The sequence below is a fragment of the Methylosinus trichosporium OB3b genome (assembly GCF_002752655.1).
Classification (GTDB): Bacteria; Pseudomonadota; Alphaproteobacteria; order Rhizobiales; family Beijerinckiaceae; genus Methylosinus; species Methylosinus trichosporium.
The window spans coordinates 1,656,189-1,679,736 of the sequence record NZ_CP023737.1 but is presented as its reverse complement, the minus strand read 5'-3'; the positions used below and the strand labels follow the sequence as shown (position 1 = coordinate 1,679,736).

General features: G+C 62.4%; 19 protein-coding genes and 2 pseudogenes. 12 read left to right on the top strand and 9 right to left on the bottom strand.

Annotated elements, in window-relative coordinates; all coding sequences use genetic code 11:
* The first annotated feature begins 29 nt into the window (after positions 1-29).
* Together CQW49_RS25530 and CQW49_RS25525 are read left to right on the top strand one after the other, a co-directional pair.
* The gene (locus CQW49_RS25530; RefSeq protein WP_003613693.1) at positions 30-368 is read left to right on the top strand and encodes a hypothetical protein; all 339 of its coding nucleotides are present in this window, start codon (positions 30-32) and stop codon (positions 366-368) included.
* The gene (locus CQW49_RS25525; RefSeq protein ID WP_003613694.1) at positions 365-1,048 is read left to right on the top strand and encodes a tyrosine-type recombinase/integrase; all 684 of its coding nucleotides are present in this window, start codon (positions 365-367) and stop codon (positions 1,046-1,048) included. Before CQW49_RS25530 ends, CQW49_RS25525 begins: the two co-directional genes overlap by 4 nt.
* A gap of 262 nt (positions 1,049-1,310) precedes the next feature.
* On the opposite strand, the gene CQW49_RS08115 is transcribed toward CQW49_RS25525, so the two are convergent.
* The 3 genes from CQW49_RS08115 to CQW49_RS25070 form a co-directional block, all read right to left on the bottom strand.
* Positions 1,311-1,808, bottom strand: a complete 498-nt coding sequence (locus CQW49_RS08115) for a hypothetical protein (protein ID WP_024749860.1) — start codon at positions 1,806-1,808, stop codon at positions 1,311-1,313.
* Positions 1,796-2,329, bottom strand: coding sequence for a hypothetical protein (locus CQW49_RS24485; protein WP_003613695.1), 534 nt, complete (start codon positions 2,327-2,329; stop codon positions 1,796-1,798). The genes CQW49_RS08115 and CQW49_RS24485 overlap by 13 nt, the downstream gene beginning before the upstream one ends.
* 395 nt (positions 2,330-2,724) lie before the next feature.
* The gene (locus CQW49_RS25070; protein WP_003613696.1) at positions 2,725-2,865 is read right to left on the bottom strand and encodes a hypothetical protein; all 141 of its coding nucleotides are present in this window, start codon (positions 2,863-2,865) and stop codon (positions 2,725-2,727) included.
* A gap of 49 nt (positions 2,866-2,914) precedes the next feature.
* Between CQW49_RS25070 and CQW49_RS08110 the strand changes: the two genes are divergently transcribed.
* From CQW49_RS08110 to CQW49_RS08095, 4 genes are read left to right on the top strand one after another with little or no spacing between them, the layout of a single operon-like run.
* Positions 2,915-3,979, top strand: a complete 1,065-nt coding sequence (locus tag CQW49_RS08110; protein WP_003613697.1) for a S8 family peptidase — start codon at positions 2,915-2,917, stop codon at positions 3,977-3,979.
* Positions 3,980-4,038: 59 nt separating this feature from the next.
* Positions 4,039-5,145, top strand: a complete 1,107-nt coding sequence (locus tag CQW49_RS08105) for a trypsin-like peptidase domain-containing protein (protein ID WP_003613698.1) — start codon at positions 4,039-4,041, stop codon at positions 5,143-5,145.
* Between the two features lie 36 nt (positions 5,146-5,181).
* Positions 5,182-6,501: a hypothetical protein gene (locus tag CQW49_RS25065; protein WP_003613699.1), complete on the top strand. Its 1,320-nt coding sequence runs from the start codon at positions 5,182-5,184 to the stop codon at positions 6,499-6,501.
* A complete protein-coding gene (locus CQW49_RS08095) occupies positions 6,485-9,754 on the top strand; it encodes an nSTAND1 domain-containing NTPase (protein ID WP_003613701.1) in 3,270 nt (1,089 codons plus the stop codon). Before CQW49_RS25065 ends, CQW49_RS08095 begins: the two co-directional genes overlap by 17 nt.
* 68 nt (positions 9,755-9,822) lie before the next feature.
* Here the strand turns inward: CQW49_RS08095 and CQW49_RS08090 are convergent, their stop codons facing one another.
* From CQW49_RS08090 to CQW49_RS08065, 6 genes and pseudogenes are all read right to left on the bottom strand, one after another.
* A complete protein-coding gene (locus tag CQW49_RS08090) occupies positions 9,823-11,496 on the bottom strand; it encodes a phospholipase D-like domain-containing protein (protein WP_003613702.1) in 1,674 nt (557 codons plus the stop codon).
* A gap of 21 nt (positions 11,497-11,517) precedes the next feature.
* The gene (locus CQW49_RS08085) at positions 11,518-14,964 is read right to left on the bottom strand and encodes a CHAT domain-containing protein (RefSeq protein WP_003613703.1); all 3,447 of its coding nucleotides are present in this window, start codon (positions 14,962-14,964) and stop codon (positions 11,518-11,520) included.
* A 41-nt stretch (positions 14,965-15,005) separates the two neighbouring features.
* Positions 15,006-16,382, bottom strand: a complete 1,377-nt coding sequence (locus CQW49_RS08080; protein WP_003613704.1) for a lecithin--cholesterol acyltransferase — start codon at positions 16,380-16,382, stop codon at positions 15,006-15,008.
* Positions 16,383-16,701: 319 nt separating this feature from the next.
* Positions 16,702-18,308 (bottom strand): annotated as a pseudogene (tnpC, locus tag CQW49_RS08075) (IS66 family transposase).
* A gap of 81 nt (positions 18,309-18,389) precedes the next feature.
* A complete protein-coding gene (tnpB, locus tag CQW49_RS08070; protein ID WP_003613706.1) occupies positions 18,390-18,734 on the bottom strand; it encodes an IS66 family insertion sequence element accessory protein TnpB in 345 nt (114 codons plus the stop codon).
* Complete coding sequence (locus CQW49_RS08065; RefSeq protein WP_003613712.1) at positions 18,731-19,108, bottom strand: transposase; 378 nt, start codon at positions 19,106-19,108, stop codon at positions 18,731-18,733. Before CQW49_RS08065 ends, tnpB (CQW49_RS08070) begins: the two co-directional genes overlap by 4 nt.
* Before the next feature lie 587 nt (positions 19,109-19,695).
* On the opposite strand from CQW49_RS08065, the gene tnpA reads away from it, so the two are divergent.
* The 6 genes and pseudogenes from tnpA to istB all read left to right on the top strand — a co-directional run bounded on the left by tnpA (position 19,696) and on the right by istB (position 23,360).
* Positions 19,696-20,058 (top strand): IS66-like element accessory protein TnpA, encoded by a 363-nt coding sequence (gene tnpA / locus CQW49_RS08060; RefSeq protein WP_051418692.1) that lies wholly within the window; start codon positions 19,696-19,698, stop codon positions 20,056-20,058.
* A complete protein-coding gene (gene tnpB, locus CQW49_RS08055; RefSeq protein ID WP_024749862.1) occupies positions 20,055-20,402 on the top strand; it encodes an IS66 family insertion sequence element accessory protein TnpB in 348 nt (115 codons plus the stop codon). Before tnpA ends, tnpB (CQW49_RS08055) begins: the two co-directional genes overlap by 4 nt.
* A 68-nt stretch (positions 20,403-20,470) precedes the next feature.
* A complete protein-coding gene (tnpC, locus tag CQW49_RS08050) occupies positions 20,471-22,081 on the top strand; it encodes an IS66 family transposase (RefSeq protein ID WP_003616133.1) in 1,611 nt (536 codons plus the stop codon).
* Positions 22,082-22,083: 2 nt separating this feature from the next.
* Positions 22,084-22,317, top strand: coding sequence for a hypothetical protein (locus CQW49_RS08045; RefSeq protein WP_003616132.1), 234 nt, complete (start codon positions 22,084-22,086; stop codon positions 22,315-22,317).
* Positions 22,318-22,353: 36 nt separating this feature from the next.
* Positions 22,354-22,632, top strand: a pseudogene (locus tag CQW49_RS08040) (IS21 family transposase); the annotation flags it as partial.
* Complete coding sequence (gene istB, locus CQW49_RS08035) at positions 22,632-23,360, top strand: IS21-like element helper ATPase IstB (RefSeq protein ID WP_024749851.1); 729 nt, start codon at positions 22,632-22,634, stop codon at positions 23,358-23,360. The pseudogene CQW49_RS08040 and the gene istB, both read left to right, overlap by 1 nt.
* Positions 23,361-23,548: the final 188 nt, after the last annotated feature.

The window sequence follows — 23,548 nt, the reverse complement described above, 5'->3', positions numbered from 1 at the left end:
TTTCAAATCTTCAAAGACCGTCACGGTAAATGGCGCGCCTATCATCGCAAGACGCGGACGGCCGTCGACCTCGAAAAGACGCCGCTCGGCCGGCCGAGTTCTTCGCCGAATGCACGCGCATCGCGGCGCTCGCCGAGGCGAAGGCCGCGAAAGAGAAGCCGGGCACGCTCGGCCTGCTGATCCGCGACTACCGGTCGCGCTCGTCGTTTCAGACCCTCGCGCCGCAAACGCAGAGCGACTATCAGAAGACATTCGATTATTTGCGACCGATCGCCGACACGGCGCTCGTGCGATTCGATCGGCCGCTCGTGGTTCGTATCCGGGACAAGGCGGCGGGGAGCAAGGGGCGACGCGCGGCAATTATGTGAAGGCGGTTCTTTCGATCATTTTCGGCTGGGGCGCGGAACGCGGTTATCTGGCGGACAACCCGGCGACAGGCATCAAGGATATTCGTCGACCGAGGGGCGCCGCCGAGCCGAACCGCCCCTGGACGGACTCGGAGCGCCACGCAGTGCTCGACGCGGCGCCGGCGCACATGCGGCCGGCTATCGCGCTCATGATGATGACTGGCCTCGGGCCGAAGGATGCGCTGACACTCCCGCGCAATTACTGGCGCGACGGCGAGATTGCGACGCGCCGGGCAAAAACAGGTGAGCCGGTGTTCTGGCCGGTTCCCTCGCCGCTGGACGATGTGCTGAAAGCCGCGCCGCGACATGACGCACTCACCCTATGCGCCAACTCGGCGGGCCGCCCCTGGACGCTCGACGGCTTTCGAGCCTCATGGCGGACGCTGCGGATCAAGCTCGAGGAAAAGGACGCGATCGGGCTCGGCCTCACGCTCTATGGGCTGCGGCATACTGTCGCGGTCATCCTGCGGGAGGCGGGACACGACGAACGCACGATCGCCGACGCGCTCGGGCAACGGACGATCGAGATGGCGCGGCACTACTCCAAGGGTGCAGACCTCCGCCGGAAGATGGGCGGCGTCGCGGTGTCATTCGGCGACGAGCTGAACAGGCGGCGAACAAAGTCTGTCAAACCGGACTGAGTTTTTTGTCAAACCTCGACGCGGGCGGAAAACGGCGCTGGAAAATGACAAGAGAAATCAACATGTTGAATGGTAGCGGAGGAGCGATACCGGCTTTCCCCACAACACCCAAATATACGCTATTGCCTCCGATCGCGCGCATCACCCGCGAGCACCGTTGCGGAACTCGTTTGACGATCGGCAATGTGCAGGGCGTCCACCCCCGTTGCTATTCCCCGTGACTTTCTCACAGGCGCGGAGCGCCCGAGAAGTGCTGCGTGTCTCAGCGAGGCAATACCATCGCCGCGTTTGCGTTAGCCACTGCTGCACCTATGCGCAATGCAGCTTGGTTGTCGTCCATTTCCCTGGAAGGAGTGCGCACCAATTTGACCTTTGGTCTCTCCTTCTCGCGCCGCGCGATGACCTCCTTCGTGGACGCAGAGCCGAGCGTAATGATCAGAGTGCTCGTATCCGTTCTGTTGACATTGAACAATGCGGCTGACAGCGGAGCATCGATGCGGACGAAATTCCAGCTCGGTGAAGCGCTCGCGCCGATCGTCAGTCGAAACGAGACATTGTGCGCGAATATCTTGATCGGATTGTCCTTGCCCTTTCCGAACTCCCGAAGCTCCTCCTCGTTGCAACTCGACTCTCCCGAAGCTCCTTCCCCTATGCCGACAAGCGCGCCCGAGCGTCCGGTGCCCGCAGAGCCGACAAAAGCGCACTGTTTGAACGGCTCCAATACGTCGTCCAGCCAATCTCGTAATTTCAAGTCGCCCACGATGTAGAATGATTGCGCGTGATAGCAGGGAAGCTCTCGATCCTCTCTTTCGTTACGATTCCCGAAATTGTCGAAAGGATAAAAATACTCGATCGTTTCCGTACGGCTCCGATCGCCGTCGAGGCGTCCTCCCACTCCGAATAGAGTTGTGGCAACGTGCGAGTCGTGCCGTCCGCTCTCCAAACGATCGCGTCCGGTAGATTTGGGGTCTTCAAAGTGACTCCCGGGTTGAAAGCGAGCGCTTCATCGAAAGTCAGCTGTAGATTGATGAGCGCCGACCAATCCTTCAGCCAAGCCACGCGACCGCCATAAACAGGATCATCGAGTTGCTCAATCACGGCGCGCCTAATCTCGCACTGAACACCTCTGATCACGGCGGTGAACAGCGCTTTCTTTTCCTTGTGACCCAGCAATGGAAAAGCGTCGGGAATAATCCCGCAGCCACAAAGCGTAGCGCTCGTTACGCAGATCGTAACGCAAGTCGAAAGAAATTTGAAAAACGGCTCTCTCCGTCGATTCATGACAGACGCTCCGATGGCGGGACGACCTAATTCGGAACCGGAGCATATCCGCTGAGGTCGAGCAATTCGTGGAGGGCCAGTCCGCCCCCTAGAATTCGCAATTGTCCATTGAATTCTTGACCCTCGAGCGTCAAATCACGACCGTGATCTCGAGGAATTGCCAAATCGTGCCCCGCCGGCCCCAATCGCTCTACCGCAGGGCAGAGATCTCGCAACCCCATGTTCTGAAGCGCAAGTGCCGCACCACCGATCACGCTCGCCTGCGGCGGGTGAGATAGCACTGCGATGACCTGCCCGCCCGCTTGCAGATTGTTTAGCCGCCTCTATATGCGGCTGCGGCTCATCGACAGGCCTATGCCGAACGATTCGAATTCTAAATGAAACTCAGAAAATTCTCAGCATTCGGCAAGATAGCCCGAATTCAAAATGCCGACAGCCCCTCCAAGGAGGCCCGAGATGCCAAAATACGCGGTTCTCAGAAACTTGGCGGCCGGCCAGAAAAGGTCCACTTCGTTCGAGTCGAACAGACCGAACATATCGACGATCGCTCCTCCAGAGCCTCGGCTCGATGTTCATGAGTTCGACATGAACGACGTCGGCTCTGTCGCAACCGATCCTCATGTCGAGGCGATAGCCCCGATCATGCCGATCACGCTGATCCGGCCGATGGCGGTCGCCGAGAGCGGAGGGAGCAACGCGGATGACGCAGCCTGGGGCGTCACCGCAGTGGGCGCCGACGCATCGTCATGTTCGGGAAAAGGCGTCGTCGTTTGCATTTTGGATACGGGCATCGATAAAGCTCATCCTGCCTTTGACGGCGTAGACCTCGTGGAAATGGATTTCTCTGGATTTGGTAATGGTGATCGCCAGGGACATGGAAGCCATTGCGCCGGGACTATTTTTGGTCGAAACGTCGATGGACTGCGAATCGGTGTCGCGCGTGGCGTCGAAAAGGCGCTCATAGGCAAGGTTCTCCGCGATGACGGATCTGGCGAATCCGACATGATTTTTCGCGGTCTCCAGTGGGCTCTCGAAAATGGCGCGCAAGTCGTTTCCATGTCGCTCGGCTTCGATTTTCCGGGATTGGTGAAGCAGCGTATAGAAAATGGCTGGCCGGCGGATCTCGCCACATCTAATGCGTTAGAGGCCTATAGAGGCAATCTGCGGATGTTTGATGCGGTGATGCGCATGGCGGCGGCCATGACGGCGTTTCGTCCCGGACCGGTCATCGTCGCCGCCGCAGGAAACGAGAGCCGCACGAACGAAAACCCTGAATTCAAAATCGCAGCGTCGCTTCCCGCCGCCGCAGAAGGGGTCGTTTCTGTCGGAGCCCTGGAGCGGCGACCGGACAAAAAGCTCAGTGTCGCCTTTTTCTCGAACACCTTCCCGCAAATAGCGGCTCCCGGTGTCAACATTCTTTCAGTCAAGGCCGGTGGAGGTCTGCGGAAGCTGAACGGGACCAGCATGGCTTGTCCGCATGTCGCCGGCGTAGCGGCGCTATGGTGGGAATCGCTGCGCAAATCCGGGGCCGTCAATCCCAGCGCTCAGCAGGTCCTGGCGCAAATGCTCGCGTCGGCCCGCACAGACTGTTTCGCTTCCGGCGTCACCATCGCTGACCGCGGCGCGGGGCTCATCGCCTCTCCGCCCTAATCGCTCTCGAAGGGGGCCGCCGAAGGGCCCGTGGCCGAAGTCGGAAAGACCGCAAAAAAATGATGCCAGGCGTCGAATTTCGCGAATTTCAACGGGCGCTCGTCGACGCGTTCGACGCGTTCGACCTCACGGCGTTGGCGCGCTTTCACTTGAACCTCAATCTGAGGGAAATCGTCGCGGCGGGGCCGACCAACCAGATGGCTTTCGAACTTCTCGAATGGGCGGAGCGCCAAGGATCGCCGATCGTGGTGGATCTTGCGCGTGGCGTTTATCTCGAACGCCCCCGCAATCGGAAGGTGCGGCAAATATATGAAAAACTCGGTCTGTCGCCGCAGCTCGCGTATCAGCGAGCCGGCGTCGCCGTCGCGGACTCGCCCGAATGGACCACGTCCAGTAGCCTCGAGGCGCTCGTGTCGCCGCGGCTCCATTTCATCGATATGGGCATATGGCACGAAAACATGGCGCGAATAGAACGCCAAGTGTGCCGCATAGAGCTGGACGGCGAGCCGACGGGAACTGGCTTTCTCGTCGGCCCTGAACTCGTGCTCACGAACTATCATGTGCTGGAGCCGCTGATCGAAGGAAATGCCTCGCCGTCACGGACAGTGTGTCGATTCGACTACAAAGTTCTCTCTGACGGCTCGGTGCTCGAAGGCGTCGCTATTCGACTGCACGATTCCGCATGGCGCGTCGACCTGAGCCGGTACAGTCGAGCCGAGGCCAACGGCGACCCGGACCGCGAGCTCCCCGCCGCGGACGAACTCGACTATGCATTGATAAGACTGGCGGCTCCAGTGGGGGCGGCTCCCGTCGGCAAGAGCTCGGGCTCGCCGCGCCGTGGATGGATCACGATCCCCGAGGCGTCGGCGACGATCGAGCCGGGCCAGCCCCTGGCGATCGTTCAACATCCGAATGGCGCGCCGATCAAGCTTGCGCTCGACACGAATGGCGTCATCGGTCTCAATGCAAACGGCACGCGCCTGCGCTATGCCACCAACACCGATCGCGGTTCGTCGGGCTCGCCCTGTTTCAACATAGATTGGCGTTTGATGGCGCTTCACCATATGGGCGACCCTGCCTGGAAGAGTCCGAAGTTCAATCAAGGGATCCCCATCGCCGCCATCCGACAGCGCCTCGTCGGAAACGTCGAATTACGAAGTCGATGAAACGATGATTTCCCGATGTCATGGGCAGGTCGAGCCATGAACGCCACCGACGTCATGGACGTCGAACAAGATCGTAATCCTCTGAGCAAAGCGCTGCACGATTGTATCGCCGCTCATTTCGACGTCGAGACGATAGAGCGGGTGGTCGCACAGGGCATGGGCGTCGGTTTCCGCGACGAAATCGCTTGGGGAAACTCCAAAAACCAAGTGGTTTACGAGCTTCTCGATAAAGCCCACGAACGCGACGTGACCACCGATCTGCTCGTCTGCTTTCTCCAAGAAAGCGACGCGCCGGAGCTGCACAAGATGATCGCCGACAACTGGCCTCCGGCGCTCCAGCAACTCGATGCGCGCAATTCGGCGAGAGCTCTCGTGAACACCCAGCACCGAATGAAATCCGAGCCTTCGGTGCGGGCCGTCATAGCGCCGTCACGCGAGATGCTGGAGGAGCTACGAAAGGACATCAACGTCCTGTTCAATTATAAGACGTTGCATGACTGCCTGCATGATATTCAGGTGAAGCTCTATGATGTGATCTACGTCGCCGCCAATCAGCTCCCCGACATACAGGCGGAAGCGGAACTATATGCCTATATCGACGAGCTCGACGACATTTGCCGCGACGCACGCGCCGCAGCCGAAGGTTTGCCGGACGACGCCGCCGTTCGTGACCAGGAAACGGAGTGGGTGACAGCGCTCGAATCGGCCGTCGCCGAGCTGGGGGCCTCGTTGCAGCATCCAGACGACCGTCTTTTTCGCAAGCCCCTCCTCTGCATAAAAGCCACGCTTCGGGGTGAGCCGAAACGCATCAACAGACTTTTGACCATCGTCGCACGCAAACTTCCGCTCGACGAACTGGCGAAGACGATAGAAAGAGTGATCGAAGAGACCGGCGCGAACGCAGCTCGCCCGCGGCAACTCTCCGAATCGCTTGACTCGATACGGCGACTGTCGTCCCGGCTCGAGGAGAAGGTCCGGGAGCACAGGGACTGGCAGGACGTCGAGAAAAACCTATGGGAGGCGGAGGATTGTCTCGCGCAGAAGACACGCGATTCGATCGCGAATTTCACGATCGTTTGGGACTTGATAAAGGAAGGCGTTCGTCCTCTCGCGGCAAAGGCGGGAGACGACGGTTGGGCGAAGACGAGCGCAATCCATGTCGCTTCGATCGATCAGCGGCTCGAGAACGATCCTCGGACCGTCAGGGCGGCGTTCGGAGAATTCAGCAAAAATATTCGCAATCATTTTTCCCGGGTCGATAAATCGCTCAAAAGCCTTTGCAGCGACATCACCACCAACATTCGCGAACCGCTGCGATTGCTCGTCGAGGAGCTCGACCATGCCGAAAGAATTTGAGAGCCCGGCCGCACCCTACGAATCGCTGGAGAAGCTGCGGGCCGATCACATCACGATGATGCAGGTCGTCGGCCGCAAAGGACACTGGCGTGATCTCGTTCCCGAGATCCGCAAGCTCATCGATCGAGTCAAAGCGACCGGCCGGCGTCTCTATGATCCCTCTGATCGAGAAGTCGCGCAGAACGTCATCTCCTATTGGGCCTCGGATCTGTTCGAAGGAGACGAGCCGGGAGCGCTCTCCGCGGCCTTGCCGCAGCTCGACGCATTCGACTCCGCGAGCGCGCCCGACGTCAGCACAGCGCCAAATCCATATAAAGGATTGAGCGCCTTCGGTGAAGCCGACGCCGAGCAGTTCCACGGTCGGGAGGGGGCCGCGAACCGGCTCGTCGAAACATTGCGCGAGAAGCCGATCGTTCTCGTCGTCGGACAAATGGGCTGCGGCAAGACCTCCTTCGTCATGGCCGGCGTCGTGCCGCAGCTCAAATCGGCCATGCGCCGGGAACAGAAGAATCCAGTTCTTCTCTCCTTCTCGCCCGGCGCCGACCCATTCGCGACATTGCTGGCCCGCTTGCACGAAGCGGCGGGCGACGATGCGTCGAACGAACGGATTTTTCAGCAGAAGAAGATCGTGGAACACGCTCCCGAGCGTCTCCATGATCTGCTCGACGCCCTCTTTCCGGCGCGCCCCGTCATTTTCGTCGTCGATCAGTTCGAAGAGATATTCACCCTCGGTGCCGATGAGCAGACCCGCGCGAAGTTCGCCTCGGCCTTATCGAAGGCCTGCCCTGGAGGCGACGATGCGAACAGAGCGATCGTGATCGTCGACAAGCGTAGCGAGCAGTCTGCTCTTCAATTGCCAGCGCTCGCGCCGCTCGCCAGCGGCGTCGACGCGCGCTTCGTATTGCCGCCGCTCACCGCCGATGAGACGCGTCGCATTATCGAGCTTCCGGCGCGGGCGATCGGTCTCCGTTTCGCCGATGGCGTCGTCGACGACATCGTCAAGGATATCGCTGGCGATGTGACGGCGTTGCCGGCTCTGCAATTCACCCTCGGAAAGCTCTGGAACGATCACGGCCGGAATATCGTGACCTGGGACGACTATGACAAGGTCGGCCGACCGCACGAGGCTCTCCAGCGCACCGCCGAAGCGATATTCGGAGCGCTTCCACCCGATGAGAAGGAGGCGGCGAAATGCCTTTTTCTCGAGCTGGTGCGACCGAACTTGGACGGCACTTTTATCCGGCGCCGCGTAACGCGCGATGCCCTGACGCAGAGCGCTCGGGCGAAGGAGATGTCTTCTGTTCTTGAGCGCCTCGTCGAGGCAGGGCTTCTTCGTTTCACTCCAGGCGCTTCTCCGCAAGAGGATCGATTCGACCTCGCGCATGAGGCGCTCATCGATGCTTGGCCGCGCTTACGCGCTTGGCTGCAGGACGATCGCGTCGCATCGGAAAAGAAGCTCCAATTCGTCGCAATGGCGAGGCGATGGCGGGAGTCGGGCGCCGCGGCGAGCTATCTCTTGACGGGAGACGCGCTTGACGAAGCGGAAGCGATTGCGGGAGCGGCACCGGAGTTGAAAGAGTTCGTCAAGGTGAGCAAAGCGACGGCTCGGGACCGGGAGTACCGGAAACTCCGTACATGGAGAGACGTCGCTTTGGGGATGCTCGCGTTGGTGATCATTGCGACTATATTCGCCATCCTTGCGATTATAAATGGGCACCAAGCTAGTCACGAAAGACAGGCCGCGCTCGCGAGCGCCACGAAAGCTCTTCATTCTGTCGAAGAGACGTTGAAAGTCGTCTCCAGCGAGCGACTGAGAGGGACTATTACCGTCGCCACCGCAAAGGACCTCTTGACGCCCACGAAAGAGATTTTTGCTGCCGTCGAAGATCGGCCGGAGCTCGACGCCCTTCGAGCAGATGTCCTGCTCGAATTTTCCAATGTCTATTACACGATCGGAGATTACGAGGAAGCGCTCACCCTGGCGGAGAAGGCGAAGGATCTAGCGCAACGCCATTTGAACGCCGACCCAAAGAGCGACGAGTGGCGCGGGAAACGCTACAAGGCGCTCTACAGAGCTGGCGATAATTTGGCGCAACGCAAAACGGATAAGGACGATCACGAGGCGCTGCAGCGCTATAGGTCCGCGCTCGACGTCGCTCGGGTACAGTCTTCGCGCGAGAACCTCTCGCGCGCCGCTTTCATCGAAAACAAGATGGCGGACTTGTATTTCAAGAAGAGCGCGTTCAAGTTGGCGCAACAGCATTACACGGAGTCGCTTTCCCTGGGAGAAAGATTTTTGGCGGAAGAGCCGTCGGATCCTGAGGCTTCCAAAATGATCGGCGACGCGCACGAGAGGCTCGCAGAATTCTTTGCAAAAAGCGGGCGCAGGTCGGAGGCGACGGACGAATTCAAACGCGCACTTGAAATCAGAGAACGGCTGGTCGAGACGAATCGGGAGAACGCTGTCTATCGATCCAATCTCGCAAGAACCCGGCACGAGTTCGGGAAACTCTATCAGGGCATCGAGAAATACGACGAAGCACTGCAGCAGTTTGAAAAAGCTCTCTACCTGAGAAGGGGTCTCGTCCAGGCGGACCCGCACGACAAAACATCCAGAGATGGGCTCGGCAACGTGATCGAATCGATCGGCGCCGTCACGAAATTCGTCGACCCGGAACATGCGCGGACGGCGCTGAATATTTGGAGCGCGGTGGTCAACGAGCACCCTGAACAAGACGATTGGCGTCGCTCGCTCGTTGCTGCGTTCATTGTTTTCGGCGACAGATGGGCCGACCAACAAGATTTTTCACGCGCATCGTCGAGCTACGGAGAGGCTCTAGAAGTGGTGAATGCGGCGACAGACAGACGTCGTTCGGCCGACGACTTTAAGCTGGCGGCGACCGCCCATGAAAAATTGGCGACGATCGAAATGAAGCGAAAAGAAGCGAACGCCGCAGTCAATGATGCTTTCGCGGCTGTCAGAATTCGCGTTTCTCTTCTCGGTCAAGCGAAGGACAACCAGGAGCGGACTCGAGAGGCCGCGGAGACCTATGAAATCTATGGCGACGCGTTGAAACTTCTGGCTGCGAGCCGCTCGAAACGGCGCGACGAGGAGCCGGCGTCCGCCTATCGAAATGGACTTCGCCTCGTCGAGGATTTCATGAGCGCGCATCCGGACAGCCGGCTCGAATCGATCGAGATTGATCTGCGGCGAAAGCTGCGCGGAATCGAGCGAAGCGACGAACGACGTTGATGTCGAATGCTCGTTCCGATGTCGTTCATCGAACGACATCGGATCGTCTCACCCTCGCCGCGCCGGAATCATTCGTCATATACCGCGGAATAGGAAACGCGGCGCATTCCGGCGGGTGTCGGGTCGCCGCTATGCGCGACGCGCGGGCGCGAGGCGGCCGGATGCGCGGTCGCCAGATTGTCCCAGTCGTAATCGTAAATTTCGGCGAGATATTGTGCGATCTCCTCGTCGTCGAAAACGAGACTCGCGTCGCGATTCGTCTTCACGCCCTCGTTGGACCAATTATGGCTGCCGAACATGACACGCTTGCCGTCGACGATGATCGTCTTGTTGTGACAAGCCGGTTGAAAGCGAAATGTCTCTTTTGGAAAGCCGAGCGCGATGAGAATATCGAGGCTCTCCTGCTTCATGAGATCGCGGCAGATGATCCGCACGTCGACGCTGGCGTCGATCTTGCTTTTCAACGCCCCGACGAGCAGCTTGAACTCGGCGAAATCCTCGTTCGTTCCGCGAAAATTGATATATTGATTTTGGAATCTGACGCTCTCGCGCGCCGAGCGGATCAGTTCGAGCGCATGTTCGGCGTAATTGTCGGGCGTCAGCAGCGGCTGCACCGAGACTTCGCGATCGAGGCGCAAAGGCTCGAAATAGCGCGGCGGCCGCGCGAAGGCGGCCGGCGCTTCGGGCTCTTCGGGAACGAAGAGATCGGGTTCGGCGCTTGGTTGTGCCGCCGCCGCCTGCGCCGCGGCGAGATCGTGGTCGCGCGCGATATAGCCCTCGAAGATCGACGCGATCTTCGGATCGACGATGATCGCGTGATAGTCGCGATTGTATTTGCGTTGGAATCCGACCGGCGGCCGGTCGCGTTGCGGGCCGAAGAGGCGGATGTTCGGCTGGTTCGACGATTGCCAATTTCCGCTTGAGCACCACACCGCGTCGCCATCCCGCACGGCGACTTTGATGTGATAGGCGGAGGCCCACAGGCCGTCCGGATTGGCGCGCGAATGCAGCGTCGCCCAGGCGAGCTCGAAACGCGACTTCAGCGTCTCCGACAGAGGGTCGACGACGCCGGCGACCTCCTCGAGATCATCTGCCTTGACGCCGGAAGACGGCGGCTTCTCGGGCACCGGATGGAGCACGAGCTCGAACTCGCGCCCCGCCGGCGCGACAGCGGCCTTCACGGCGTCGAAAATATGCGGCGCAGTGAATTGATACATGGCGACGGTGAGGCGCCTACGGGTCTCGCCGAGAAAGCTCTCCAGCTCGCTCCAGCCGGCCTCCGGACTGACGCAGACAGTGAGCTGCATGCGCTCTTTCACGAGCGGAAGATTCGGCGGTTCCGGCGGAGTGTAGGCGCCGGTCTTCGGCGGCGCGAATGCGAGCGCCTCGTCGCCGACGATGAGACGCTCGAAAGCGGAAGTCGGCGCTCCCGGCGCGCCGAAAGACGGCGCGGAAGGCTCTTCCTTCGCGAGCTGCTCTTCGACCGTCGCATCCGCGATCACGACCGGAACGCCGAGTTCCGCCGCGAGCGCGGAGGCGGGCTGCGTCGCCGTTCCGGGCTGAACGGCGACGACGACGGCAGGAATCGGTGCGCCCGTCGCCGGATAGGCGTAGCCGGGGCGCACGGCGATCACCGTCGCATCGGCAGAGAGCTTCGCTCGCGCGGCGGCGACCGCCGGCAGGACCGGCGCGAAGGCGTTGCGGACGGCGTCGGAAATTTTCTCGAGAACAGCTTCGCTCATGACGATCGGCTCCGTCGATGCTCAAGTCAATGCGTCGACCCGCAGCCGCGCCGCAGGATCGCCCAATGTCACATAATTCTGCGCGTCGTTGCGTTGCAGCCAATAGGCGACGAGGTCCTTGTCGCTCATTCGCGACGCCGCCGCGGCGGTGGGCGACACCGCGCTGAGCAGCGTCGTCGACAGCGACGCGAAATGGCCGCCGAACTGGTCCTTCACCGCATGTCCCACCGGCTCGCCGCGCATCACATAATTGAGGCTCTCGCGGAACGGCCCGATCTGCGCGGCCGTGGATTTGGGCGGTCGGATCGAATAGCCCCAGGCGCGATCGACATGGGCGACGACGGCCAATGCGCCGCCCGCCGGATGCGCCAGCAGCCGTTGCGGCAGCGCGGCGATGAAGGGCTGCGGCGCCAGCGGCTGCAGCCGGCCCGCCTGATCGGGGTCGAGCAGAAATTGGTCCAGGTCCGGCGTGCCGCCGCCGAAGCAGGCGAAGAAAAAGGCCATCAGGCCATGCACATTGGCGTCGTCCGGCACATCGGCGGCGGCCATATAGGCGTCCGGGCCGATGCGGCCGAAGCCTTGCCAATCCTGGCACAACAGTGCTCCCTGGATTTCGCGCTGGTGCGGCCGGCCGCTGCCCACCTCCATTCCATGCGAGGCGGTGAACAGAAGAGCCGGCGGCTTGGGGCCGCGTAACGTCGCGACGAGGGCCGCTTTGGTCGCGTTGTCGCCGAGGAGAAGGCGCTCCGCGAAGGCGCATTCCTCATTCACTGGCTTTGCGAGGCGGGGCGTCGCGCCGGCGACGCCGCGGGCGAGCGGCGTCACCAGCTCGGTCGCGCTGAGGTCCGTCGCCTCGTCGCCCGGATGACGCGTGCCCCAATAGACGACTTCCTTGCCATTGATCGGAGCCGAGCCCGGCTGCTCATAGGCGACGATCGAGGCCGCATAGCGTTCATAGTCGGCGATCTGGTCGAAGGCGAGCCGTCCGACCGCGAAGTCGACGCCGAGCAGATATTGGAATTCGAAGGGGATCTGATCGGGCGGCCCGACGATGAGCAGATAATAGGGAACCGCCTGCGGGTCGAGCGAGCCGGGCGTCACATTGTAGCGGCGACGCCACTCTCGAGTCTCCTCTCCGCGCTTGTAGGACAAAGTCTTGAACAGCGCGCCTGCCTGCGCCTTGCGCCGATCGAGCAGGGGCTTCAGCGCGTCCGCCACGTCTAGGGAGGCGGCTTCGAAGAAGATGACGCCCCAGCCCGCCTCCTCGATTTTCCCATAGTCGACACCGGGCGGCAGGCCGAAGCTGCGCGCCTGCTCGCCGCGCGTGACAGCGAAAGCCCCGACATTGGGACGGGCGCGCGCGATCTTGCCGAGCTCGGCGACAGACATCGGCGCGACGGCGTAGCGGCCGGTTTCGGCGTCGACGCCGTTGAAATAGACGAGCTCGGCGCCTTCGTCGCCCTCTCCTCGCCCTTCGCCGGCGGAAGCCTCCGCCGCGACGGCGGCGGCGACGCTTTCTCCCGGCGGCTCCGCCTCTCGGTCGGAACTCGGATGTGGCGCGCCGGCGCGCGCCAGAAGCCGGTCCTGCGCGCGTCCGTAATGCTGATAGGCGGCCCAGGTCGCGCAATCGTCGCCGCTCATCTGAAAGGTCGTTCTGCGAGCGCCGAGCAGAGCTTTGCCGATCGTGTCCGGCTCGCGCGCGGCGGCGCCGGCCTTCGTCGACAGGCCGAGCGCGCGCGCGTAGAATTGCTCGGCGAAAACGCGCCCCCAATAATCGTCGACCGCCCAGCCGGCGCCGATATAGTTCGGAATCCCCCGAGCGAAGAACGCCTGCGCGGCGCCGACGAGGCGGCTGCGCTGGCCGGCGCCGTCGGACGGCTCGACCGCGTTTTCGGGCACGACGGAGGAATAGCAGGCGTTGGCGAAGACGAGCCGCGGCACCTGCCGCACACAGAAAAGGTCTCGCGCCGTCACGCGATAGCCGCGGTCGAGCACCCATCCCGCCGCTCGCCGCGCCTCGTCGAAAAATCCATGCCCCGCGTAATGCACCAGATCGAATTGCTCATCGACCAGCAGCATCGCGATCTCGACCGGCTCGCAAGCCGCGGCGCTCTGGACGAAGCGCCCGTCCAGGGCGGCGTATCGGCCGAGGCGGCGCTCGAGCTCGGGATCGCCGTCCTGCGCTGAGCCGACACGTATCGTCACGCGAAAATCATAGACCCCCTCCCAGGCCCGACAGGCGCGCTCGATCATGTCCACGACCGCCCATCCCTCCTCGCGCGCCTTGGGCAACGCCAGCTCGCCCGAGGCCGGGTCGGCGACGACGAGGATGCGGAGCTGACGGTTCAGCGGCGGCGGCGAGCTCGGCGGCGGCCCGGCGGCCGTGCGCATCTGGCGCGAGATCAAAATCTGTCCGCCAAGATATCTGGTGCGTCCGCTCTGCGTGCGATGCGCCATCATTTCCCATGGGATGCGCGCCGCGGCCTCGTCGACCTCGACCGTGACGCAGTCGGCCGCGGTGAGCAGGCCTTCGAAATCGCGCGGCGCGACGAGGGCCTGCAGAAATCTCGCGAGCCGATCGCGCAATCCGGGATTCCTCGCCGTGATCAGACGTTCTGGAATCCTTTGGAGGAGAAAGCGGCTGACCTCATGCTCGCGTAGCGCGACGACGGCGCGGTCGCATGCGGCCGAGAATTCGTAAATGTCGAACTCCGGCCGCGAGCCGGGAATGGCCGGCCCGCTCCGCCGCGTCACCCGTAGCAGCGTGACCAGCTCTTCCTCGTCACGCTCCTCGGCGTCGTCACCCACCTCGCCGGGGCCGGGCGCCAGCGGCTCGCCACGCCGCGTCGTCACCAGCAATTCAGCCGCGACATCCTCGGCGGTGCGGCCGAACGCCTCCTCGATCTCCGCGAATTTGCGCTCGTCGTCGATGACGAGCGTGACCGAGAGAACCCGCTTCGCCGTCGTCGCGAGCCGCTCCCCCTTCCGCGGCGATTGCGCGGCGATGGCGACGAGGCGCTGATGGCCGTCGATAACCCCTTCGACGAAGGCGCGCACCGCCGTGTCGATGGAGAACTCCTTGCGGCGCGTGCCCACGAGCGCCGAGGCGAAGCTCTTCCCGCCCATCGCCTCGACGGCGATCGTCACATTGGAGAACAGAAATCGTAAATCATCGGCCGTCATCGCGCCGGGCTCGCCCATGCCGACGAGCAACAGCATTTCGACCGGAAGCGGCTCGGCGACGAATTGCTTCAGCGTGATCGGAAAGATGCGCCCGAGCGTCAGGCTGATCATGCCGAGCTCGAGCGCGCGCGCCAGCCAGGAATCGGCCAGCCTGTCGAACGCCTTGGCGGCGCCCGCGAGCGGCAGTCCCTCATAATGCGGGCAGACGACGAAAGGCGTCGCGACTTTCGCTATGTCGCCGCTGCGTAAGACGATCTCAAGCTCGATGCGCTCCGGCTCAGTCATCACGACGCTCCGATTGCGAGGCCGCTCGGTCGCTGTGGACCTCAGGCGGAATGCACGAGGAAAATATCGTTGGCACGCGCCGGCCCGCTGTGGAAATCGGCGACGACAGCCACGCGATACGCTCCCGGCTCGAGGCGGGTCCGCCCCACGTAGACGCCGTCCTGCGGCGTGAGAGGGAGATCGACGGCAGGTCCGCCCGCCGAAGCCGGAACGATCCTGGCGCTGACAGGAACGTCGATGGAGGGCGTCGCGCGAATCGTGACCTCCTCGACAGGATAGACGTCGTCTATGTCCAGAGAGACGGTGTTCGCGGCGAAGCGATAATGGCCGAGATCGATGTCGAGCCCCGTCAGCGCGCCGACGAGCTGGACCAGCGCCGCCTCGAAATTCTGCAAGGAGCCATGCGTCTCGGCTACGAATGTTTCCTTATGCCCATGATCGAGCTCCAACGGCACGGCGGAAACGCGCGGCACGGTGCCGTCGCCGCTCTCATCCTTGCCTCCGATAGTCCGCGAGAGCGTCACTCCCTGATCGGAGACGATCGCCGACTGAAAGGTTGGCTGAGCGATACCGACTATGGGAAAGATCTCGTATTTCCCATCGACATAGTCCTGTGTTCGGGCGTTCGCCTCCTGCGCCTCTCGCATCTTGCGATAGAACTCCAGCGCCTCGGCGGCGCGCGCTGCGTCGACGCCCGGCAGGCCGACGATTTCGCCGACCCGCTCGAGCCGCCCGCCGCCGCGGTCCACACATTCGAACGCCGGCAGCAATTGATAGACAGAGCTGAAGGATTTCAGAGTGTCGGTGAGATCGAGCGAGAGCGGCCCGACGCTCTGCGCATAGCCGTTGGCAAGATAGCCGAGGGCGTTGAGCGATCCGCGATAGGGCGTGCCGAAGCTCACCAGCGCGCGGGCGACCCTCCAGCCGCCGAGGACCTCGAGGAACCAGCGCGCGACGAGCCCGCCCATCGAGTGGACGACGAAGACGATTTTGGCGTCGCGATTTCCCGAGGCCTTGCGCCAGGCGTCGAGCTTCTCATTGGCGAAGCGCTCGAGCCGTCGCGCGGATACGCGATTGTCGCGCCGCCAATCATAGGGAAAGGTCAGCAGATTCTTGTCGGGCTCGAGGCCGAGCTCCTCCCGCAGCCGTCGCACGAGCCCGCTATAGCCGTCGATTTTCCAAAGACCGGGGATGATGTGCAGATCGGGCGCGAGGCCGGTCGCCGTGACGCCGTCGCCGAGATCGTCGACGTTCGGGTCGTCGGGCGCGGGAAGCCGAAGCTGCCGAATGCTGTCTCCGCCCGTGGTGACAGCGCGCCAGATCGCCTCCGCCGAAGACCCCCAGATTTCCTTTCCGTCCTTAGCGAGAACGCTGCCGCTGATTCCCGGAAGAACAATGACGAGATGTTCGAAAGCCATTCGGAAATCCTTTGAAAAGAAATGCTGTAGCCCGTGGTCGACGGCTGTAACAGGAAGAGAATTCCAATTAATTTTGTTAGAGTCAATCGCGATCGGCGCTCGGCCAGAAGGATCGATTCAGATCGAGGCTTGGCGAAGCCGCGGACGCTTTTAGCAGACGCTCGTCGCTCGATCCGTGAAGTTCTCGTGGACGACGCTCGCGACCTCGAAATGAACAGGAACCCATCTATTCGGCAAAAGCCAATGGATACGTGATTGTTTAAAAATCGAGACCAAGTTTCGAGACCGGAAACAAGCGTAAGCGTACACCCGGCGCCGTTCACTCGGTGGGCTTGAAATTCCAGGGCATGAGCGCCTCGATGTTCTTGTTGGGCCATCGGTCGGCGATTCGTTCGAGGGTCTGCTGGGCCCAGGCGTAGGGATCGACGCCGTTCATTTTGCAAGTCTGAAGCATGGTGGCGATGGAGGCCCACGTCCGTCCTCCGCCAGCGGACCCGGCGAAGAGCGAGTTCTTGCGCGTGATGGCCTGGGGCCGGATCGCCCGCTCGACAATGTTGGAGTCGATTTCGACGCGGCCATCGTCGAGGAAGAGTCCGAGAACCGCTCGATGCGAACGGGCATAGCGGATCGCCTCGGCCAATTTCGATTTGCCGGAGATGCGCGGCAGCTCGCGCTCCCAGAGATCGAACAAGGCCTGCACGATGTCGGCCGACGTCGCCCTTCGCGCCGCCAGGCGCGCCTGCGGACCTCTTCCTCGACGGCCCACAGCAGCCTCATCTGCTCGACCGTGGCCGTCGCGACGGCCGACTCGCCGTTCGCCTGGAGCTCGAAGAACCGGCGGCGCAGATGGGCCCAGCATCCGGCCAGACGCAGCCCGTTGGCATGCGGAGCGCCCGCGAGCTTGCGATATCCCGCATAGCCGTCGCATTGCAGGATGCCGCGGTAATCACCCAGGTGGCGCGCCGCGCAATCGCCGGATCGGCTCTCCTCGAACCGGTAGGCGACCATCGGCGGTCCCGCGCCTCCGAACGGCCGATCATCCCGCGCATAGGCCCACAACCAAGACGTCTTGGTCTTCCCGGCGCCGGGGCTCAGCGTGGGCAGCGTCGTTTCGTCAGCGAAGATCCGCTCGCCCTCGCGGATGCGCGCGAGCACATGCGCCGCCAGCGGCTCGAGGTGGAAGCCGACCGCGCCCATCCATTGCGCCATCAGCGAACGTCCCAGCTCGACGCCGTCGCGAAGGTAGATGGCCTCCTGGCGGTAGAGCGGCAGCCCGTCGGCGTATTTCGACACCGCGACTTGCGCGAGCAGCGCTTCCGTCGGCAGGCCGGCTTCCACGATGTGCTCGGGCGCCGGCGCTTGCAGGATCGCGGCGGGATCCTTGTAGGCGTATTTCGGCCGGATCGTCACGATCAGCCGGAAGCGCGCGCGCACGACATCGAGCCTGACACTCTCCTCCCGCCCGATCTCGACCCGTTCCTTGCCCTGGAGCTCCTCGGGAATCTCGGGCTCCAGGATTTCCTCGACCCGCTCCAGATGCGCGGGAAACCGCGGCTTTTCGCGAGGCGTCTTGCGCGGCTTGGAATCCACCTTCGCCGCCAGCCGCGTCTCGATCGCCGCGAGCCCGGTTTCGACTTCCTCGAACACGAAGCTCTGCTGCTCGGCGGCGTCGGCGCCGAGCTTTTCGGAGCGCTTCCCGAAGCGGTCGCGATGAAGCGTCTTGATGATCGAGGTCAGCCGATCGATCTCGGCTTTCGCCGCCGCATTCGTTTGCGTGAGATCCTCGACCTTCGCCGTCAGGCTCGATGTTTGGGAGCGTAAAGTCTTCGCGTCGGTCTCTGAACGATCGACGCGCGCCAAGGCGTCGAGCGCCAGCGCCTTCAGCTCGTCGACATCGTCAGGAAGCTCGCCGAAGCGCTCGATCATGCTGCGCAAGGTACCGCTTTCGTCGCGGAAAGTCCTGCGTTTTCTTGACTTTTCAACGCTTCCGGCGCGTCTTTTCCAAGGTCAGCCGGCGCTCTGCGGCGCCCGGACGTCCACCGACCGAACCCGCCGCCAATCGAGCCCTTCGACCAGCGCCATGACTTGCGCGTAGCTCAGACGGATCTCGTGGCTCCCCGCTGTCGGCCAGCAGAAATGCGAATGCTCGAGGCGCTTGGCGAAAAGACAAAGACCCGAACCGTCCCACCACACGATCTTGATCCGGTCGGCTCTTTTCGCTCGGAAAACATAGAGGGAGCCGTCGAACGGATCCGCCCCGGCGTCCCGAACCAAGGAAACCAGTCCTTCCGGACCTTTCCGGAAATCCACGGCCGTCGCCCGCAACAGCACCCGTGCGCCCGGCGGGATCATGCCTCGCGCACCGCGCGCAGCAGGCGGCGAAGGTCGGCTTCCGAAATATCCGCGTTCACCCGCACGACCGCCCCGCCGAGTTCTATCTCCACGCGCCGCGTCTTTGCCGCACGCGGCTCCGCCGGCGCCTGGCGCTCGATCTTTTCCGCGCGGAGAGCGGCGGCGCGTCGCCACCCGAAAAGTTGCGACGGCGTGATATCGAGCGAACGCGCCAGCGCCGAGACATTCGTGCCGGGCTCCAGCGACGCGGTGATCGCCCGGTCCTTGAAGTCCTCCGACCAACGTCGACGTTCTCCGACCGGCGCTCCTTCGAGACGTTCAGCTCGGACCTCGATGAACTGGTTCGTGTCAGTTCTGCGCATAGGCGTAGACATAGATGTTGCTATCCATGTCCAACCGCTACCACTTCCACGCCACGCGCCGCCAGAATGGCGCCGGGTGAACGCTTACAAACAAGCTGCCTTGTTGCGACAAAGAGCGCGGCCGTGAGCGAAGGGATTCACCAGCTTTCATCTTGGCGGCGCATCCTTTCGACGATCTTGCGAACGAACTCGCATTGTTCTGGCGAGAGTGTGTCCGGAATGATGGTAGCGGCTCGATGGCGGAATCCACGATGTAAGACAACACATTGATTGTAATTAATTACCTGCGGATTAGTAGCGGAGGAGCGATGCCGGCTTTCCCCACAACACTCAAACATACGCTATGAGGCTTATCCCGTTGGCTCAGGTTCGTCTACATATAGTGGTCGGGACGATTTTCGCGGGTTGTCGCGGTTGATAATGTCCCAGTAGCTCATGGGCGCGCCATGGGCGGCGAGACCGAGGAGCTTCTCGAACGAAATGTGCCGGTGAAAGGTATCCCTACGCCGTGGGCCGCCTTTTCAAAATCGATGGAATAGAGCGAAGCTGCGCAGCTAAGTCGGCTTTATGAGCGAGGCAAGCTGCACAGCATGGGTCGGATGACATTGATCACGGGCGGCGAACGACGGCGCCGATGGAGAAACGAAGACCGGACGCGGATATTGGCGGCGATCGCCGAGCCGGGCGCGGTGGTCGCCGATGTGGCGCGGCGCGAGGATGTTTGCACGAGCCTCGTCTACAAATGGCGGCGCGCGGCGCAGCGGGAGGCGAGCGCCGCTGTGTGCGGATTTTCGCCGGTGATCATCGAGCCCGCTCCGCGAGTGGCGACGTCACAGGAACAGCCGCTGCAAGAATCCGCGGCCGGCGTCGTCGAAGTCGAGCTGAACGACGTGCGTGTGAAGATCAGCGCCACGGCGCCGTCTTCCGTGATCGCTGCGACCTTGAAGGCGCTGCGCTCATGATTCCCTTGCCTGCGGGTTGCCGGGTCTGGATCGCCACCGGCCATACGGATATGCGACGCGGCATGCAGGGCCTGGCGCTTCAGGTTCAAGAGCAGTTGCAACGCGATCCTCACGCCGGTGACCTCTACATTTTCCGCGGGCGCCGCGGCGATCTCGCAAAAATCCTCTGGCACGACGGGCTCGGCCTGTCGTTATACGCCAAGCGGCTCGACCGTGGAAAGTTCATCTGGCCCTCGGCGAGCGCGGGCGCGGTGTCGATTTCGGCCGCCCAGATGGCCTATATGCTCGAGGGAATTGATTGGCGAAATCCGCAATCGACATGGCGTCCAGCAAGCGCGGGATGAGCGAAAAAGCTGGGGTCGGACGCATTTTGGGGCGCCACAAATCGAAAGATTTGTGATTCACTCGCTATATGGACGCCATCGGCAAAGCCCTGTTGGACGAAAACGCCGCGCTGAGAGCCGAGCTCGCCGTCGCGCGCGCGAAGGCGTCGGAAGACATGGCGCTGATCGCCGCGCAGAAGCTTCAGATCGCCAAGCTGGAGCGCCAGATATACGGGCAGAAATCGGAGCGGTCGGCGCGTCTTCTCGAGCAATTGGCGCTCATGTTCGAAGAGCTGGAAGCGAGCGCGACGGAAGACGAGATCGCCGCGGAACAGGCGGTCGCGAAGACGACGGCGGTCGCCGGCTTCGCGCGCAAACGGCCGGAGCGCAACACCTTCCCGGAACACCTGCCGCGCGAGCGCGTCGTGATCGAGGCGCCGACGAGCTGCGCCTGCTGTGGCGGCCAGCGCCTGCGCAAGCTCGGCGAGGATGTGACGCAGACATTGGAGACGACGCCGCGTCAGTGGAAAGTGATCGAGACCGTGCGGGAAAAGTTCTCCTGCCGGGACTGCGAGAAGATCACGCAGCCGCCGGCGCCATTCCATGTCGTTCCGCGCGGCTGGGCGGGGCCGAGCCTTTTGGCGATGATCGCTTTCGAGAAGTTCGGCCAGCATCAGCCGCTGAACCGTCAGGCGGATCGTTATGCGCTCGAAGGCGCGCCGATCGCTTTGTCGACCATGGCCGATGCGATCGGCTCCATTTGCGCCGCGCTCGAGCCACTGCGCCTTCTCATAGAAGAGCATGTTCTCTCTGCCGAGCGCCTGCATGGCGACGATACGATCGTGCCCGTGCTGGCGAAGGGCAAAACCGACACCGGCCGCTGCTGGGTCTATGTGCGCGACGATGCGCCCTTCGACGGCGCCGGACCGCCCGCTGCGATTTTCTATTACTCGCGTGATCGCAAAGGCGAACATCCGCAGACCCATTTGGCGAACTACTCCGGCATTCTGCAAGCGGACGCCTATGACGGCTACAACAAGCTGTATGCAGCGGAGCGCAAGCCTGGTCCGATTCTCGAAGCGGCGTGTTGGGCGCACGCGCGGCGCCCGTTCTTCGTCATGGCCGACATCGATGCGAACGTCCGTCGCAAGGCGGCGGGGAAAAAGGAGATTCCTTTGTCGCCGATCGCGATAGAGATCGTGCGCCGCATCGATGCGCTGTTCGAGATCGAGAGGTCGATCAACGGCAAGAGCGCGCAAGAACGCCTCGCCGTTCGCCGAGCGTCGAGCCGACCTCTCGTCGACGCGCTCGAGAGCTATATGCGCGAACAGGTCGCCAAGCTCTCGCGTGGACATGATCTTGCCAAAGCGATGCAATATATGCTGAAGCGATGGCCGGCCTTCACGCTGTTCCTCGACGACGGGCGCGTTTGCGTCTCGAACAATGCAGCCGAGCGTGGACTGCGGGGAATTGCTCTGGGACGAAAATCATGGCAGTTCTGCGGGTCTGACCGTGGAGGCGAGCGCGCCGCCGCTATGTATGGGCTCATCGTCACAGCGAAGATGAACGGCGTCGATCCGCAGGCCTGGCTCGCCGACGTCCTCGCGCGCATCGCCGCGCATCCGGCGCATCGGCTCGATGAATTGCTGCCGTGGAACTGGCGCCAGAAGGATAAAGCTGCGCCGGCGCTGGCGGCCTGACCATGCACGTCAACAAGGTCTCTCACGTCACGACCATCGATCGTATCGCTGCGCAGCTCAGCGAAAGCGTCGACTTCCTCCATGACGTCGCCAATGAAATGGAGCCCGAGGATGGCGTGATCTGGGTCTATGGCCTCGGCGACCTCGAGATCCTGGCATTCACCGACTTCGGCATCGAAAACCTCGTCGAACTCATCAAAATCCACAAAGAGATGAAGTTGCCTCGAGAGCGCTGACGCGACGGTCCTGCGGCCCACGGCGAATGCTTACCGATCGAACGCGTGCGACGCAAGCTCACCGGCGACGACGGCGATCGACAAATGGTCAAGATTCTGGCCGCCGTCGTCGACGATGGATTGACCGCTGTCGAGGCAGCCTGCGCGGAGGCGCTCGGCCAAGGCGTCCATTCCGCCGACGTCATTCTCAACATTCTCGCCCGCCGGCGCGAGCCGCCGCCACCGCCGGCGATTCCCACACCCCAGTCGTTGACGCTGCTGCACATGCCGCTCGCCGACTGCGCCCGCTATGATCAATTGAGGAGAACGGCCTGATGGAACGCACACAGTTCTTCGATCTCATGGGAGAGCTCAAGCTCTTCGGCATGAGGAGCGCCTATGACGAGGTGATGTCGACGGGCATAAAGCGGCAGCATGAGCCGCCGCGCATCGTCGGCGATCTTCTCCAGGCGGAAATCGCCGAAAAACATGCGCGCTCGATCAAATATCAGATGACGGTCGCGAAGCTGCCATTGGCGAAGGACGTCGAGGACTTCCAGTTCGAGGGCGCGCCGATCAATGAAGCTCTGGCGCGCGATCTCGCAGGCGGCGGCTTCCTCGACCAACAACGTAATTGCGTTCTCGTCGGCGGAACCGGCACGGGGAAGACTCATCTTTCGATAGCGATCGCCAGAAGCTGTATTCGCGCTGGAAAACGTGGCCGATTCTTCAACACCGTCGAGCTCGTCAACCGGCTCGAGAGCGAAGCGCGAGGCGGTCGTCAGGGACGCTTTGCGGACTATCTCACGAGAATGGACTTCATCATACTCGATGAGCTCGGCTACTTGCCGTTCGCGCAGTCGGGCGGACAATTGCTCTTCCATCTGATCAGTCGGCTCTACGAACGAACCTCGATCATCGTCACCACCAATCTCGCTTTCGGCGAATGGCCGAGCGTGTTCGGCGATGCGAAAATGACCAGCGCGCTGCTCGACCGCCTCACTCACCATTGCGACATCGTCGAGACCGGCAACGAAAGCTGGCGCTTCAAGAACCGCGCCTGACGCTCCCGATCACATCCCGAACCGAAACGCACTCGCCCCGGCTGCGCTATCCCGCCAGCTCCGCAGGGGCGAGCGCTCACGTTCCGCCCTACGACAAATGGGGGTCAATTTTGAACGCCGATCGGGGGTCAATTTTGGATGCCGATTGACAAGGGTGAGTGAAAATGCGAATGTAAAACAATAGGTTA

Excerpts from the sequence above, each read along its gene's own strand:
- CQW49_RS25530 (WP_003613693.1), top strand. The coding sequence starts at position 30 with ATGGCGCGCCTATCATCGCAAGACGCGGACGGCCGTCGACCTCGAAAA.
- CQW49_RS24485 (WP_003613695.1), bottom strand. The coding sequence starts at position 2,329 with ATGAATCGACGGAGAGAGCCGTTTTTCAAATTTCTTTCGACTTGCGTT.
- CQW49_RS25070 (WP_003613696.1), bottom strand. The coding sequence starts at position 2,865 with ATGTTCGGTCTGTTCGACTCGAACGAAGTGGACCTTTTCTGGCCGGCC.
- CQW49_RS08110 (WP_003613697.1), top strand. The coding sequence starts at position 2,915 with ATGAACGACGTCGGCTCTGTCGCAACCGATCCTCATGTCGAGGCGATA.
- CQW49_RS08105 (WP_003613698.1), top strand. The coding sequence starts at position 4,039 with ATGATGCCAGGCGTCGAATTTCGCGAATTTCAACGGGCGCTCGTCGAC.
- CQW49_RS25065 (WP_003613699.1), top strand. The coding sequence starts at position 5,182 with ATGAACGCCACCGACGTCATGGACGTCGAACAAGATCGTAATCCTCTG.
- CQW49_RS08095 (WP_003613701.1), top strand. The coding sequence starts at position 6,485 with ATGCCGAAAGAATTTGAGAGCCCGGCCGCACCCTACGAATCGCTGGAG.
- CQW49_RS08090 (WP_003613702.1), bottom strand. The coding sequence starts at position 11,496 with ATGAGCGAAGCTGTTCTCGAGAAAATTTCCGACGCCGTCCGCAACGCC.
- CQW49_RS08085 (WP_003613703.1), bottom strand. The coding sequence starts at position 14,964 with ATGACTGAGCCGGAGCGCATCGAGCTTGAGATCGTCTTACGCAGCGGC.
- CQW49_RS08080 (WP_003613704.1), bottom strand. The coding sequence starts at position 16,382 with ATGGCTTTCGAACATCTCGTCATTGTTCTTCCGGGAATCAGCGGCAGC.
- tnpB (WP_003613706.1), bottom strand. The coding sequence starts at position 18,734 with ATGATCCCGCCGGGCGCACGGGTGCTGTTGCGGGCGACGGCCGTGGAT.
- CQW49_RS08065 (WP_003613712.1), bottom strand. The coding sequence starts at position 19,108 with ATGTCTACGCCTATGCGCAGAACTGACACGAACCAGTTCATCGAGGTC.
- tnpA (WP_051418692.1), top strand. The coding sequence starts at position 19,696 with ATGACATTGATCACGGGCGGCGAACGACGGCGCCGATGGAGAAACGAA.
- tnpB (WP_024749862.1), top strand. The coding sequence starts at position 20,055 with ATGATTCCCTTGCCTGCGGGTTGCCGGGTCTGGATCGCCACCGGCCAT.
- tnpC (WP_003616133.1), top strand. The coding sequence starts at position 20,471 with ATGGACGCCATCGGCAAAGCCCTGTTGGACGAAAACGCCGCGCTGAGA.
- CQW49_RS08045 (WP_003616132.1), top strand. The coding sequence starts at position 22,084 with ATGCACGTCAACAAGGTCTCTCACGTCACGACCATCGATCGTATCGCT.
- istB (WP_024749851.1), top strand. The coding sequence starts at position 22,632 with ATGGAACGCACACAGTTCTTCGATCTCATGGGAGAGCTCAAGCTCTTC.